The organism is Lactobacillus kimbladii, assembly GCF_000970755.1.
Classification (GTDB): Bacteria; Bacillota; Bacilli; order Lactobacillales; family Lactobacillaceae; genus Lactobacillus; species Lactobacillus kimbladii.
In genome coordinates this window covers 1-1,493 of record NZ_KQ034010.1, presented here as the reverse complement: position 1 = coordinate 1,493, position 1,493 = coordinate 1, and the positions used below count along the sequence as shown (strand labels likewise).

1 protein-coding gene is annotated in these 1,493 nt (G+C 44.3%); it reads right to left on the bottom strand.

The genetic code is table 11. The features are described 5' to 3' along the window. Positions 1 to 33: 33 nt before the first annotated feature. Positions 34 to 1,439, bottom strand: a protein-coding gene (locus JF75_RS10540) for an IS3 family transposase (protein WP_369792500.1) whose coding sequence is annotated in 2 segments (ribosomal slippage) — positions 34 to 956 and positions 956 to 1,439 — 1,407 coding nt in all. Because the reading frame shifts where the segments join, the coding sequence is not laid out codon by codon here. Positions 1,440 to 1,493: the final 54 nt, after the last annotated feature.

The window sequence follows — 1,493 nt, the reverse complement described above, 5'->3', positions numbered from 1 at the left end:
TGAAGTGCAACTAAAAAGTTAGACATTTTAATATTACGCAAGACTCAATGCACGATTTCGATATTTGATCGGGGTCGTGTATTTTAGTTTGTTTGATCTTCTAATATGATTGAACCAGTAAACGTAATCATGCAGTACTTCCCGCATTTCTGCTAGTGAACTGATCTTAATGCGGTTGAGCTTCTCCCGTTTCATTAGGTTGAAGATGGTTTCTCCCGGTGCATTATCGTGGCAATTACCCTTGCGCGACATGCTTTGCTTAATCTTCATCTGTCTTAGTTTGGTCTGATAGCCGCTGTGGCGGTATTGAAAACCCTGATCTGAATGCAAAATAGGCTGGGCTGTTTTAGGCAGCTTGTGCTTAAGCTCTGCCAGCATATCATAAACCAGCTTCATGTTAGGCGAATAGCTGACTTGACAAGCCAGTATTTCCAGTGAGGCCTCATCAATGACCGGTGAAATATAAACCTTTTTGCCTGTGGTCAGCTTGTATTCGGTAATATCCGTGTGTAAGACGTGGTAGGGTCTGGTTTCATTAAACCGCTGCTTTAAAATGTTTTCCTTGATTACGCCTGCAGGGCCCGCATAAGAACTGTAGCGTGCAGTGCGCCTACTGTAGACTCTGGTCTTTAGTCCCAGCTGCCGCATCAGCTTGCGCACGGTATTGGGCGCATAGCTAAAGCCTTGATCTAAGAGTGCACCATGCATACGTCGATAACCGTAAGTCTCATCACTTTCTTGGTAGAAGATAGACTTGATTACGCCTTTAACAGCAGCGTATTTATCTAATCGGTTCAATCGGTGACTGCGGTTGTCGTAATAAGTTTTGCGGTTAAGGTGCAGCTTGGCAAGCAAAAGCTTTAACGGCACCTCAGGTCGCTCAGCCCGAATCTCCACGACTATTCTGGTTTTTTGCCGGTTGGTGAGCGTGGATATCGGGCAGCCACTTTTTTTAGGATTAAGTTATCCAATTCTAAGTCGGCTTTTTGTGCCTCTAGCTCAGCAACCTGACGACGCAATTGTTCTACTTCGGTTAGCTTCTTAGTGGGTTTAAGCTTCTTCTGACGCTTCTTTTTAGTCATGGTTGGTGGTCTCCCCTTGGATTTTGGGAGCAGCCCAGAGTAGCCTGCAGCCTGATAAGCCGCCAGCCATTGTCTTACTACTGACCGCGAAAGATTAAAAACTGCAGCTACCTGGAGTACTCCCATGTGATGTTCATGATAGAAGCGTACCACATTTAGCTTGAATTCAGGCAAATAAGTTTGTCGGGTGTGAGTAACCTTTAAAGCGGCTAAGCCATGTTTACGGGCACGTTCTGCCCAGGCCCTAATCTCGGTATGATCAATGCCGTATTCGCGTTCTAGTTTAGCTAAAGAGGTTTGGTGGGATAAGTATTTACTGCAAATTTCCATTTTCAAAGTAGTTGAATATTTAGTCATGAAAAAAGTGCTCCTAATAGTCAGATTAATGTCTAACTATTATGGAGCACTTCA